This window comes from Nonomuraea helvata (genome assembly GCF_039535785.1).
GTDB lineage: Bacteria > Actinomycetota > Actinomycetes > Streptosporangiales > Streptosporangiaceae > Nonomuraea > Nonomuraea helvata.
Genome location: NZ_BAAAXV010000009.1, coordinates 785,417 through 797,707 on the forward strand (window position 1 = coordinate 785,417; position 12,291 = coordinate 797,707).

Consider the following 12,291-nt stretch of genomic DNA (forward strand, 5'->3'; position numbering starts at 1 on the left):
CCGCCGTCAGAGGAGCGTCTCGAACACGGCGTAGGCCGCGCTGTCGAACAGCACGAAACGGACGTCCGCCACGGACGTGTCCGCCTGCCGCACCGCGTCGAGCGCGATCCGCGCGGCGTCGTCCAAGGGCCAGCCGTAGATGCCGGTCGAGATCGCGGGAAAGGCCACCGACCTGGCCCCCAGCGAGTCGGCCACCCGCAGCGACTCCCGGTAGCAGGAGGCCAGCAGCTCCGAGCGGTCTTCCGACTTCGAGTGAACCGGCCCGACCGTGTGGATCACCCACTTCGCGGGCAGCCGCCCGGCCGTCGTGGCCACCGCCTGGCCAGTGGGCAGGCCCTTTCCGTAGTGACCGGCCCGCAGCCGCCTGCACTCCTCGAGGATCTCCGGCCCGCCGCGGCGGTGAATCGCGCCGTCCACCCCTCCGCCGCCCATGAGGGAGGAGTTGGCGGCGTTGACGACGGCGTCCGCGCGCTGCTCGGTGATGTCGCCGCGCACCAGCGTGATCTCCATCGCACCGAGAGTGTCATCATCGGCCGTCCCGCGCCAGCACCGGGGCCATGCGTACGGCCAGCAGGGCGAGCGCCGGCAGCGGCAGGAGCATGGACACGGCCCCGGCCAGGCGCTGGTCGGCGAGGAGGCCGGGCGCTCCTGGCGGGGCCACGAGCGAGAGCCAGCCGGCCGCCACCGCGGGCCCGAGCAGCAGGAAGGCGCCGAGGGCAAGGTGGACCGCGGTCACGACGGCCAGCAGCCGGGCGCGTTCGGCCCACTGGACCGGGCCGGGCAGCGGGTCCACGGCTGCCACCACCCGGAACACCAGGAGGCCGATGCCGAGGAAGAGCAGCTCGGTCAGGAGGCGCGGGGCGTAGCCGGACAGGGACCAGGGAAGCCAGGAGGTGCCGTACAGGAGGAGGAAGGACACGGGGTAGACGGCCGTCAGGACGACGGGACGGGTGAGGAGCCCGGGGCCGGTGCGGTCGTGCCGGAAGGCCCTGGCGGCGAGGGTGAGCGGGGCGCCCAGGCTGAGCAGGAGCGGCGCGACGACGGTGAGCACCATGTGCTGGAGCGCCTGCGCCGAGAGCATCGCCCGTGAGTAGCTCCCGACCCCGCCGAGCAGCGCCCACGCCGCGAGCGCCAGCCCCGCGTGCCAGGCGAGCGCGCGGCCGGCCGGCCACGGACCGGCCCTGCGCGCGCCGACGACGTACGCCGCCGCGGGCAGCGCCAGGAGCAGCAGGACGGTCGGGTCCAGACGGAACTCCGTGATCAGCGCTCCGGGGGTGAAGGGGGCGAGCGCGTACTCCAGCGCGAGTTGCCCGTGGCCGCCGCCGCTGCCCGGAGGCGGCGGGGTACGCGACAGGCCGGCGGCCAGCCCGATGGCAGCCACCATCACGGTCATCTCTCCGGCCGCCAGCCGGACGAAGGTACGGCGTACCGTGCGCAGGACGGCGAGCAGCACCACGACACCCGCGGCCACCGCCGCACCCGCGTAGACCGGGACCACCCTGAACGGGAAGGCCCTTACCGTGGCCGGGCGCTCGATCGGGTACGTCCTCGCCATGGCTCAGCCCGCGTGCTCGGCGATGTCGGCCAGCTCGGCCTTCTGCGCCTGGACGACCTTGTCGGCCAGCTCCAGCGTGGGCCCGTGCCTGCCCGCCTTGCGCACCTCCTCGGCCATCATGACCCCGTGCTCCAGGTGCCCGGACAGCTCCTTCAGCCACTGCCGGTCGAACTCGGCCCCGGCCTTCAGCTCAGAGCCCATCCGGGTGGTCGGCTCCGGCGGCAGCGGCTCCCGCCAGGAGCGCAGCCACGACGACATCATCTCGATGTCCGCCTTCTCCTCCGGGATGAGCTTCTTGGCGAGCTCGCGGACGTACGAGCTCCTGCCCCGTTCGGCCGCCACTTCAGCCAGCTGGATCGTCTGCTGGTGGTGGGCGATCATCTCCTGGCTGAAGACCACGTCCACCTTGACGTGATCCACCGATGTGTCCGACGACGTGTCCGCCGCCGCCGCGCATCCCGCCGCCAGCACGAGGCCGAGCAGCGCCATAATTGCCGTGCTCCAACGCATGCCTGGAGATACGCGGAGCACCGGACGAGGGTTCAGCCGACGTGGCGGGGTTCACACGCCCCAAATGCCAGCTCGACAGGTTGTAGAGCTACCCTGAAGGACGTGAAGGGTCTTGGCGAGCTTGAGCGCAGCATCATGGACATCCTCTGGGCGGAGAACAGCCCGCTGACCGCCCGCGAAGTCGGCAGGCTCATAGCCGACCGCGACCTTGCCCCCACCACGGTGATGACCGTGCTCGACCGCCTCACCCGTAAGGGCTTCCTTGAGCGCACCCGTGACGGACGCGCATGGAGATACGAACCCGCCGAAAGCCGCGACGCGTACATCGCCGAGCTTATGCTTGAGGCCTTGGACATGACGGGCGACCGATCGGCCGCCCTGACCCGCTTCGCCCAGGCCGTGTCCGGGACCGAGGCGGAGATCCTGCGCAGAGCCCTTACGGAGCTGGAGGAAGAGTGATCACGGCAGCGGTGCTGGCAGCGCTCGCCACGGCGTGCGCGGTCGGCTCCTGGCGTTTCACCTCGGCCCGGTGGACCTCGCGTGCTCCACGGCTGGCCATCATCGTCTGGCAGTCCCTGGGCGTGGCCTGGGGCCTGGCCACCACCGGCGCCATGCTCGCCTACGCGCTCGACCCGTACGGCGTGGGGGTGCTGCCGGGGCTGGTCGCGTTCGCGCGGGGAGAGCAGCCCCTGGAGGCGTGGGACCCGCTGCACGTGCTGGCCCTCATCGCGGGGCTGACCGCGCTGACGGTGCTGATCGCGGTGCTCCTCACGGCCGGCGTGCAGGCGCTGCGGGCGCGGCGGCGGCACCGCATGCTGCTCGCCCTGATCTCCCACGACGATCCCGGCGTGCCCGGAGTGCGGGTCCTCGACCACCCCGGCGCCGCGGCGTACTGCGTGCCCGGCCTGCGCTCGCAGGTCGTGGTGAGCGAGGGCGCGCTCAAGCTGCTGTCCGAGGACGAGCTGGAGGCCGTGCTCGCGCACGAGGCCGCGCATGTGCGCGAGCGGCACGACCTGGTGCTGCTGCCGTTCGCCGCACTGGGCAGGGCGCTGCCCTGGTCCAAGGTGGTGGCCGACGCGCAGGCGCAGGTGGAGCTGCTCATCGAGATGGCCGCCGACGACCGCGCCCGGCGCTACTGCTCGCCGCGCCGGCTGGCGACGGCGCTGCTCAGGTTCGGTACGGCGGGCGCCATGCCGACGCCCCACGGCATGATCGGCGTGCACGCCCAGAACGTCATGGCCAGGGTCGACCGCCTGATCAAGCCGGGGCCGGAGCTGGCCACGTCCGCCCGCTACGCATACATCGCACTCTCTGTGGCATTGGTCACCACGACGCCCTTCCTCTGGTTCCTCCAGCTCTGACGCTTGCTGGTGTTAGCCATCCTGCTTGCAAATGCAAGCAGGATGAGGCAGACTATGGGGCATGGCACTACCCAAGGTCGGTTCGATCGGCGAATACATCCGCGACCAACGGCAGCAGGCGAAGATCTCGCTGCGGCAGCTGGCGGCGGCGGCAGGGGTCTCCAACCCCTACCTGAGCCAGATCGAGCGTGGGCTGCGCAAGCCGAGCGCGGAGATCCTCAACCAGATCGCCAAGGGTCTGCGCATCTCCTCGCAGGCGCTCTATGTGCAGGCGGGCCTCATCGAGGACCGCGAGCCGCCAAGTGACGTCATCACGGCAATAAGGGCCGACACGAATCTCACCGAGCGGCAACGCCAGGTGCTGATTGATATCTATGAGTCGTTCCGTAAGGAGAACCGCACCGAGGGTGAGCAGACCTCCCAGAATGCCGACCCTCGGCGCGACTCCGCATCGGACGACGAACCACTGCCGGAGGAGTTTCTCGCCGCTCTTGAGCCCTTTGCGGCGCCCTCCGGCAACGGCAACGTCACCCAGGAAACCAAGGAAGGTTAACCCATGACGCTCGCAACCGAGGTAAAGAAGCTCACCGAGTCCAAGCCGTTCTACGCCGTCGCGGGCGTCGGCGACTACGCCGTGGAGAAGCTGCGTGAGCTGCCCGAGCAGCTGCAGAAGCTGCAGTCGCGCCGCTCCGAGCTCGCCAAGGAGCTGCCGGTGCGCGCCCGCGCGTACGCCGACAAGGCCGAGGGCATCGCCAAGGACTTCCCCGAGAAGGCCCGCGAGTACGCCGACCAGCTCACCACCAGGGCCACCGAGGTCTACGAGGACTTCGCCACGCGCGGCCGCAAGGTCGTCAGCCAGGCGAGCGGCACCGCCGCGCTCGAGCTCGAAGAGGTGTCCGAGGCCGCCGAGCCGCCCGTCGCCAAGCCGGTGACGCCGGTCAGGAAGCCCCGCACCACCAAGGCCAAGGCCTGAGTTGACGCAAGGCCCGCCTCTTTCGGGAGGCGGGCCTTTCCGCTTTGGGGTGCCCGCCTGTCGGGGCCGCCTATTAGGCTGAAGCCGTTTTCGTCGCGGCGTTGTGCGGAGCCAACAACATGAACTTGATCAACGGTGTTCTCAACCTTCTCTTCCTGGTGCTCGCCGCCGTCATCTTCGGCATGTCGGTCTACTCACTGGTGCACGCGCTCCGGGTGCCGACCGGCGCGTTCGTCTCGGCGGGCAAGCTGCAGAAGAACATCTGGTTGCTGATCCTCGCGCTGGCGACACTGTTCTCCGCCGCGGGCGCGTGGAGCTATCTCTCTTTCTTCCTCATGGTCGGCGGTTTCCAATTCATCGGCCTGGATGCCGTGGGCTTCTTCTCGATCCTGGCGGTCATCGCCGCCACGATCTACATCGTGGACGTCAAGCCGGCCGTGAAGGGCATGGGCCGGGGCAACAACGGGCCCTACGGCCCCTGGTGATCAGGCCGGCTCGCCCGCCGGCCACCATGCGATGAGCCTCGGGGCACTAGGCTGCCGACATGACCAACGACCTCCACGGGCGCACGCAGCGGCTGGAACTGTCGGACCAGGTCCTCCGCGACTTCGAGGCCGTCGTGCTGGACGCGACGCCTGACGGGATCGTGCTGAGCAGGTCGGCCTTCTATCCGGGCGGGGGCGGCCAGCCGGCGGATCACGGGGTGCTGATCTGGCAGGGCGTGGAGACCCGCATCGTGGGGGTGCGCAAAGGCGACGATCTGTACCTGATCCCGGCCGAGGGCGACCCGATCCCGCCCGCGGGCACCGTGGTCCAGGCGGCCGTGGCCGATGAGCGCCGCTCGGCCCTCATGCGTACGCACTCGGGCCTCCACGTGCTGTGCGGGGTGGTGTTCAGGGACTACGGCTGCCTCGTCACCGGCGGCAACATGGACGAGCTCAGCGCGCGGATGGACTTCGACCTGCCGGAGGTGCCTCCCGGGTTCAAGGAGGCCGTCGAGGACGCGTGCAACGCCGAGATCGCCGCCGACCGGCGCATCGACGTACGCGTGCTGCCCCGCAAGGAGGCCTTCGAGATCCCCGACATCATCCGCACGGCGACCAACCTCGTGCCGGAGAGCGTGCAGGACGTGCGCATCGTCGACATCGTGGGCCTCGACACCCAGGCCGACGGCGGTACCCACGTGGCCTCCACCAAGCAGATCGGGCGCATCAAGGTCGCCAAGATCGAGAGCAAGGGGCGCGGTTTCCGGCGGCTCCGCATCCAGATCACCAACTAGGGCGGGTCAGTCGATCACCTTGGCGAGGCCGTCGAGCAGCGGGCCGAGCCCGAACTCGAAGAGCCGGTCGAGCTCGAGGTCGAAGTCGCCGTCCAGCTCCTCGACGACTTTCGCGAAGGCGGGATATTCGTTCGACTCGGTGATCCAGCGCAGGGCCTCGTCCTGCTCGGACATCCACTCGTCGGCGGTGATGCCCGTGGCGGCTTGAAACCGCCGCTCCAGCTCGATGTTGGCGGCGATGCCCTGCACGTAGCTGTAGACCAGGGTGTGCACGTGCATCTTGGCCGTGGCGTCGAGCCTCGTGTCCGCCAGCGCCGCCATGACCCATTCCGTGTGCCTGATCAGGCTGGCCGAGGGCAGCGGCCTGGTCAGTGACGTGACGCCGGCCATCCACGGGTGCGCGCGGTAGCCGGCCCACTGGAGGCGGGCCGACACCTCCACCCTGGCCCGCCAGCCGTCCGGAGGCTCCTTGGGCAGCGGGAACTCCTCGATCACGGCGTCCACCATGAGCAGCACCAGATCGTCCTTGCCGCCTACGTGCCGGTAAAGGGACATGGTCGCCATGCCGAGCCGGTCGGCGACACCGCGCATGGTGAGCTCGGGCAGCCCTTCGGCGTCGGCGATCTCGATGGCGGCCTGCACAATGCGCTCGCGGGTCAGGTCATTTCCTGAAATGTCAGGACGCCGAGCGGCCGCCCGACCGCCGCGCGGTTCCGCCACGACCGTCCCGACCCGAGGCTCCGCGACCACCACGCCCTCCTGGGCCAGGAGCGCGAGCGCCTTGGCGGCGGTGGCCAGCGCGACCTGCCAGTCCCTGGCGAGCTGCCTGGTCGAGGGCACCCGGTCGCCCGGACGCAGCTTGCCGTCGGCTATGCGCCGCTTGATGTCGGCGACGATGCGGGCGTAGGGCGCTGTCATGCGAGCCTCCTGTACTAGTACAGATCCTCCCATCATACCCTTGTGAGCTGCTGTCCGTACGACGTACATTCAGCGTACGACGTCAACAGACAGGAGCACATCATGAAGGCACTCATCTCCGGCGCGAGCATCGGCGGCCCCGTCCTCGCCTACTGGCTGCGGCAGCACGGCTACGAGACGACGCTCGTCGAGCGGGCCCCGGCCCCGCGCAAAGGCGGTCAGGCCATCGACATCAGGGGCGCCGCGCTGACGGTGGTCGAGAAGATGGGCGTCATCGACCAGATCAGGGCGCTGCGGACGACCATGCGCGGCATGTCCATGGTGGACGGCGAGGGCAACGAGCTCATGCGCAGCTACGAGGAGACGATCAGCGGCGGCCGGTTCGACAGCCCGGACATCGAGATCATGCGTGACGACCTGACCGCGATCCTCACGGCCGCCACCGAAGGCGCCGAGTACGTCTACGGCGACTCGATCGCCACCCTCGCCCAGGACGACGACGGCGTGGACGTGACGTTCGAGAGCGGCCGGCGGGAGCGCTACGACTACGTGTTCGGCGCCGACGGCCTCCACTCCAACGTGCGCAGGCTCGTCTTCGGCCCCGAGGAGCCGTTCCTCAGCCACCTCGGCATGTACGTCTCCATCTTCACCGCCGACAACTTCCTCGGCCTGGACCACTGGCAGACCTGGTTCCGCGAGGGCGACGCGGGCGGTGCCGTCTTCAGCGACCGGGACACCTCCGTGATCCGGGTCAACCTGGGCTTCGGCGCGGGCCCGATCGCCTATGACCACCGCGACCTGGAGCAGCAGAAGCGCCTGATCCAGGAGCACTGCGAGGGGCTGGGCTGGGAGGTGCCCAAGCTGCTCGCGGCCATGTGGCAGGCCGACGACTTCTACTTCGACGCCATGGCGCAGGTCAAGCTGGAGCGCTGGTCGAAGGGCAGGGTCGCGCTGATCGGGGACGCGGGCTACTGCGCCTCGCCGCTGTCGGGGCAGGGCACGAGCCTGGCCCTCGTGGGGGCGTACGTGCTGGCGCAGGAGCTCGGCGGGGACCGGGCGGGGGCCTTCGACCGGTACGAGGAGCGCATGCGCCCGTTCGTCGAGCAGAACCAGGCGCTCGCCCTCGAGAACCCCGGCGGGGGCGCCGCGCCGGAGAGTGTTCAGCGAGCTGCAACCAGCATCACGCTGGACTGACAGTCACGAACCGATACGATTTGCCGCCATGGGTATCAGACTCACGATCGCCGCGCTCGGGGCCACCGCTCTGACGTTGACCGCCGCTCCCGCGTACGCGGCGGCGGCCGGGATCACGGACGAGGTGACGATGACCCTCGGCAAGAACGGCACCCTGCACGTGGTCGAGAAGATCAGCGGGGCGTCGGGTGAGCTCAGGCGGACGTTCATCACCAGGACGCGGTACGACGACAGCAGCGACCGCGTCTACCAGATCTCGAACGTCAAGGGCGGCACCCTCGCAGGCGACGTGCTCACCGTGAAGGGGAACGGGACGGTCGAGTACGACGTCAAGGGAGCGGTGGCGACCTCGGGCGGCGTCGAGGAGCTGCGCTGGTTCGCGGTGAACGGCTGGAACCAGCAGGTCGCCAAGGCCACGGTCAAGGTGAACGGCCCGGGGCAGGTCCAGAACCTGTCCTGCTTCGCCGGGGAGCTGACCTCGGCCATCGGCTGCACCTCGGCCTCCATGGACCACTCGGCCACCGAGGCCGACTTCGAGCAGGAGAACATCGGCTCCGGCCAGGCGCTGACCGTGGTCGTCGGATACCCGAAGGGCTCCAGCGGCGGCGCCCCCATCCTGGAGAGGCGCTTCTCGCTGGCCGCCGCCTTCACCCTGAACACCGTCACCGGCGGCGCCCTGGCCGGGCTCCTGGTGCTGCTGCTCGGCGGCCTCGCCCTGCTCTACTGGACGCGCGGGCGCGACGCCAGGGTCGCGGGCCACGAGCAGGGCGCGGTCGATCCGGTGCAGAACGGCCACTTCTCCCCGCCTGACGGCGTGCGGCCCGGCCAGATCGGCACGCTCGTGGACGAGCAGGCCGACGTGGTCGACGTGACCGCCACGATCGTGGACCTCGCGGTCCGCGGCTACCTGCGGATCGACGAGCAGCCGCGGCAGGCGTACGACGCGCCCGACTGGATGCTGGTCAGGCTGCCGAACGCGCCCGTCAACGCGCTGCTGCCCTACGAGCACGCCCTGTACGACGCCATCTTCGACGGGCGCGACGCGGTGCTGCTGTCGCAGCTGTCCGGCTCGTTCGCGGCCCACCTGGGCAAGGTGCGCGACGCGCTCTACGCCGACGTGGTCAAGCAGGGCTGGTTCGCCCGGCGCCCGGACACCGAGCGCACCAGGTGGACGACGATCGGCGTGGTGCTCATCGGCCTCGGGTTGGTGGCCACGGTGGCGCTGGCCTGGTTCACCACGTACGGGCTGCTCGGCCTGGCTCTGATCATCGCGGGCGGCGCGCTGGCCGCCGGCGGGCAGTACATGCCGGCCAAGACGGCCAAGGGCTCGGCGGCGCTGGCGCACACCATGGGCTTCCGGAAGTACCTGTTCTCCGGCGAGCTGGGGGACGTGCCCGAGCAGCACCGGGTGGAGCTGTTCTCGCGCTACCTGCCGTACGCGGTGATCTTCGACGGGGTGGAGCACTGGTCGCGCGTGGTGGCCTCGGTGACCGGGAACGGCCACCAGGCCGACAACCTGTACTGGTACCACGGGCCGGCGGAGTGGGACCTGTCCAAGTTCGCCGGGTCGATGCGGACGTTCACCACCACGACCTCGGGCGCCATCTCCGCCACCCGTCAGTTCCGGACCCTCTAGCGCAGGCGGAGCTCGCCCACCGGCCGGCCGCCGCCGAGCACCGGCGGCGCGCCCAGCTCGGCCAGCTCGGGCGCGTCCAGCCCCAGCGAGCGCAGGGCCGCGACCGTGGCGGGGACGCGGGCGCGCTGCGACCCGTCCTCGATCTTGACGGTGCCCGCGCGCCCGTCCTCGAACGCGAACGCGTCGAACGCCTCGGCCCCGGTCTTCAGCATGAGGCCCGGCAGCGCGCGCATGAGCTTGGCCTCCGGCCGGTCGGTGCCCGAGGTCCACTCGGGGTAGGTGGTCATGGCGTCGAAGATCTTGCGCTCGTACGAGTCGGGCGAGGACATGGGGAACGCCCTGAACGCCTTGGTCACGCCGAGCATCGAGACGAAGAACAGCGGCGCCCCGCAGCCGTCCACCCCTGAGGCCGCGACCCGCTCCCCTGTCAGGTCCTCCACGGTCTCACGGATGGCGCGCTGGAGCGGGTGCCTGGGCTCGAGGTAGGAGTCGGTGGGCCAGTCGTTCAACACACACGTGGCGAGCATGGCGGCGTGCTTGCCGGAGCAGTTCATGTAGACGCGCCCGCGTTCGGTCACCGTGCGGTCGGCCGGATAGTCCTCGGGGCATCCCAGCGCCGACTCCTCCAGCCCCGCGCCCGCGAGGATCTTCCTGACACCGTCCACGTGGAACGGCTCGCCCGAATGCGAGGCGCAGGCCAGCGCCAGCAGCTCCCCCTCCAGCCGCAGGCCGGCGCGGAGCATGCCGAGCGCCTGCAGCGGCTTCATCGACGACCGTGGCGACGCGGGAACATGCACCTCACCCCTCGCCTCGACCGGACGCCCTTCCGCGTCCACGGTCAGCATCCGGGCCTGATGCGTGGACTCCACGAACCCAGACCGGACAACTTCCACAATCATCGACATATCTCTCTCCTTTCTCTCTCCTTTCGGCCTGAGTCTACGGACCGTCGCTCCTGGTCCAGAATGGGTTGGCATGCGAGCAGTGGTGCAGAGAGTGAGTTCGGCGTCGGTCGTGGTCGACGGGCGCACGGTTGGGGCGATCGAGGAGCCGGGGCTGCTGGTGCTGGTGGGCGTCACCCACACGGACACCCGGGCCTCGTCCGCCAAGCTTGCCGCGAAGCTGTGGGGGCTGCGCATCCTGCACGGCGAGAAGTCCTGCTCGGACGTGTCCGCGCCGCTCCTGGTGATCAGTCAGTTCACCCTGTACGGCGACGCCCGCAAGGGGCGGCGGCCCACCTGGCAGGCGGCCGCCCCAGGACCCGTCGCCGAGCCGCTGGTGGACGCGGTGGTGGAGGAGCTGCGCGCGTTGGGCGCGCGCGTGGAGACGGGCGTCTTCGGGGCGGACATGAAGGTGTCGCTGGTCAACGACGGCCCGATCACCCTCGTCGTCGAGGTCTGAGCCTCCTCAGCGGATGCGGCGGCGAAGCGAGGGGTCGATGGTGACGTTGCGGCCCGCGTCCGGCGGCACGACGACCTCCTGAGCCGCCGCCACCCCGCCGGCCAGCAGCGTCGCGTCCACCGGCACCGTGCGCTTGACCACGGCCAGCGCGATCGGGCCCAGCTCGTGGTGGCGGGCGGACGAGCCGACCACGCCGACCTCCTGGCCCTCGAGGACCACGGGGGCGCCGTGCGGGGGCAGCGTGTCGACGCTGCCGTCGAGGTGCAGGAAGACCAGGCGGCGCGGCGGATGCCCGAGATTGTGCACTCTGGCCACGGTCTCCTGGCCGCGGTAGCACCCCTTGGTCAGGTGCACGGCCGAGCCGATCCAGCCCACCTCGTGGGGGATCGTCTTGTGGTCGGTGTCGAGCCCCAGCCGCGGCCGGTGCTCCTCGATCCGCAGCGCCTCGTACGCCCACAGCCCGGCCAGCGGCCTGCCCAGATGGTCGGGCAGCTCGTCGCGCGGCACCAGGAGGTCTTCCGTGGCCGTGGAGAGCACGGCCAGGTCGTCGGCCCGCGACACCTCCACCCGGAGCATGAACCGCATCCGGTCGAGATAGTCGATCAGGCTCTGCGCGGTGCCCGGCTCGACGTGGGCCAGCACGCTCTCGCCGTCGTCGACCAGCGTCAGGTGGTGCAGCACGTGACCCTGCAGGTCGAGGTCGAGCGTCTGCGTCCACTCGCCGGGCCGCAGCGTGTCGAGCTTCTGCGAGGTCAGGTCGTTGAGCCATTTCAGCCGGTCGGCGCCGGAGATGCGGACCACCTCGCGGTTGCTGCGGTCGACGACCGCCTCACCCTTGGCCAGCGCGCGCTGCTCGGCGAACAGGTCGCCGTAGTGCGCGGCTACGTCGGAGTCCGGCCCATCCGCGGGGACGGCGCCGGGGAGGTCGAGCAGAGGGCTACGCATGCCACCAAGGTTATCGGCAGCCACGGCGATGCCCGAAGACGGGAGGCCGTGCGCCGACCGGCGGTCGCGGCACCGGCTACCGGCAGTTGCGGCAGCGGCCGAAGACCGTCAGGTGACGCACGTCCGCGACGAACCCGAGCTCCTCGTCCAGCCCCTTGACCAGCCCGTCCGCCAGCTCGGGCCGCACCTCGAACACCTCGTCGCAGCCCCGGCACACCAGGTGCACATGATCGGCCTCGGCGGCCAGGTGGTAGGTCGGCGCGCCGTGCCCGAGATGGGTGTGGGTGACCATGCCGAGCTCTTCGAGCAGCTCCAGCGTGCGGTAGACGGTCGAGATGTTCACGCCGCGGGCGGTCTCGCGGACCTTGACGCAGATCTCCTCCGGCGTGGCGTGCTCCAACGACTTGACCGCCTCAAGGACGAGCTGGCGCTGGGGGGTGACCCGGTAGCCCTTGGCGCGAAGTTCCTCATGCCACTGCGTCTCGGTCATGTCCTGAGTTTAGGCGCTTGTCCACCCTT

The 12,291-nt window shown here is 70.3% G+C and carries 16 protein-coding genes; 9 read left to right on the top strand and 7 right to left on the bottom strand.

The features are described from left to right. Window positions 1-6: 6 nt before the first annotated feature. The 3 genes from ABD830_RS36375 to ABD830_RS36385 are packed head-to-tail and all read right to left on the bottom strand — an operon-like array spanning window position 7 to window position 2,044. Window positions 7-510 carry an O-acetyl-ADP-ribose deacetylase gene (locus ABD830_RS36375; RefSeq protein WP_344997847.1) on the bottom strand — a complete coding sequence of 168 codons (504 nt, stop codon included), beginning with the start codon at window positions 508-510 and terminating at the stop codon, window positions 7-9. A 16-nt stretch (window positions 511-526) separates the two neighbouring features. Continuing rightward, window positions 527-1,555 (bottom strand): cytochrome c oxidase assembly protein, encoded by a 1,029-nt coding sequence (locus tag ABD830_RS36380; RefSeq protein WP_344997849.1) that lies wholly within the window; start codon window positions 1,553-1,555, stop codon window positions 527-529. Window positions 1,556-1,558: 3 nt separating this feature from the next. After that, entirely contained in the window at window positions 1,559-2,044 is a 486-nt protein-coding gene (locus ABD830_RS36385) for a DUF305 domain-containing protein (RefSeq protein WP_344997851.1), read from the bottom strand. A 123-nt stretch (window positions 2,045-2,167) separates the two neighbouring features. On the opposite strand from ABD830_RS36385, the gene ABD830_RS36390 reads away from it, so the two are divergent. The 6 genes from ABD830_RS36390 (at window position 2,168) to ABD830_RS36415 (ending at window position 5,678) form a co-directional block, all read left to right on the top strand. Next, window positions 2,168-2,524: a BlaI/MecI/CopY family transcriptional regulator gene (locus ABD830_RS36390; protein ID WP_344997853.1), complete on the top strand. Its 357-nt coding sequence runs from the start codon at window positions 2,168-2,170 to the stop codon at window positions 2,522-2,524. Then, window positions 2,521-3,426, top strand: a complete 906-nt coding sequence (locus tag ABD830_RS36395; RefSeq protein ID WP_344997855.1) for a M56 family metallopeptidase — start codon at window positions 2,521-2,523, stop codon at window positions 3,424-3,426. Before ABD830_RS36390 ends, ABD830_RS36395 begins: the two co-directional genes overlap by 4 nt. 61 nt (window positions 3,427-3,487) lie before the next feature. Beyond that, window positions 3,488-3,979: a helix-turn-helix domain-containing protein gene (locus ABD830_RS36400; protein WP_344997857.1), complete on the top strand. Its 492-nt coding sequence runs from the start codon at window positions 3,488-3,490 to the stop codon at window positions 3,977-3,979. Between the two features lie 3 nt (window positions 3,980-3,982). Next, window positions 3,983-4,399 carry a hypothetical protein gene (locus ABD830_RS36405; protein WP_344997859.1) on the top strand — a complete coding sequence of 139 codons (417 nt, stop codon included), beginning with the start codon at window positions 3,983-3,985 and terminating at the stop codon, window positions 4,397-4,399. Window positions 4,400-4,518: 119 nt separating this feature from the next. After that, window positions 4,519-4,884 carry a DUF2516 family protein gene (locus ABD830_RS36410; RefSeq protein WP_344997860.1) on the top strand — a complete coding sequence of 122 codons (366 nt, stop codon included), beginning with the start codon at window positions 4,519-4,521 and terminating at the stop codon, window positions 4,882-4,884. A 59-nt stretch (window positions 4,885-4,943) separates the two neighbouring features. Further along, window positions 4,944-5,678 (top strand): alanyl-tRNA editing protein, encoded by a 735-nt coding sequence (locus ABD830_RS36415; protein WP_344997862.1) that lies wholly within the window; start codon window positions 4,944-4,946, stop codon window positions 5,676-5,678. Window positions 5,679-5,684: 6 nt separating this feature from the next. Here the strand turns inward: ABD830_RS36415 and ABD830_RS36420 are convergent, their stop codons facing one another. Continuing rightward, window positions 5,685-6,596 (bottom strand): TetR/AcrR family transcriptional regulator C-terminal domain-containing protein, encoded by a 912-nt coding sequence (locus ABD830_RS36420; protein WP_344997863.1) that lies wholly within the window; start codon window positions 6,594-6,596, stop codon window positions 5,685-5,687. Between the two features lie 102 nt (window positions 6,597-6,698). Between ABD830_RS36420 and ABD830_RS36425 the strand changes: the two genes are divergently transcribed. Beyond that, window positions 6,699-7,790 (top strand): FAD-dependent monooxygenase, encoded by a 1,092-nt coding sequence (locus ABD830_RS36425; RefSeq protein WP_344997865.1) that lies wholly within the window; start codon window positions 6,699-6,701, stop codon window positions 7,788-7,790. A gap of 28 nt (window positions 7,791-7,818) precedes the next feature. Beyond that, the gene (locus tag ABD830_RS36430; protein WP_344997867.1) at window positions 7,819-9,426 is read left to right on the top strand and encodes a DUF2207 domain-containing protein; all 1,608 of its coding nucleotides are present in this window, start codon (window positions 7,819-7,821) and stop codon (window positions 9,424-9,426) included. On the opposite strand, the gene ABD830_RS36435 is transcribed toward ABD830_RS36430, so the two are convergent. Further along, a complete protein-coding gene (locus ABD830_RS36435; RefSeq protein WP_344997869.1) occupies window positions 9,423-10,331 on the bottom strand; it encodes an asparaginase in 909 nt (302 codons plus the stop codon). The genes ABD830_RS36430 and ABD830_RS36435 overlap by 4 nt on opposite strands. Window positions 10,332-10,401: 70 nt before the next feature. Here ABD830_RS36435 and dtd point away from each other — a divergent pair, with 70 nt between their 5' ends. Next, the gene (gene dtd, locus ABD830_RS36440; RefSeq protein ID WP_344997871.1) at window positions 10,402-10,827 is read left to right on the top strand and encodes a D-aminoacyl-tRNA deacylase; all 426 of its coding nucleotides are present in this window, start codon (window positions 10,402-10,404) and stop codon (window positions 10,825-10,827) included. Between the two features lie 6 nt (window positions 10,828-10,833). On the opposite strand, the gene ygfZ is transcribed toward dtd, so the two are convergent. Beyond that, a complete protein-coding gene (ygfZ, locus tag ABD830_RS36445) occupies window positions 10,834-11,772 on the bottom strand; it encodes a CAF17-like 4Fe-4S cluster assembly/insertion protein YgfZ (RefSeq protein ID WP_344997873.1) in 939 nt (312 codons plus the stop codon). A 76-nt stretch (window positions 11,773-11,848) separates the two neighbouring features. Next, a complete protein-coding gene (locus ABD830_RS36450; protein WP_344997875.1) occupies window positions 11,849-12,262 on the bottom strand; it encodes a Fur family transcriptional regulator in 414 nt (137 codons plus the stop codon). Between the last annotated feature and the right edge of the window lie 29 nt (window positions 12,263-12,291).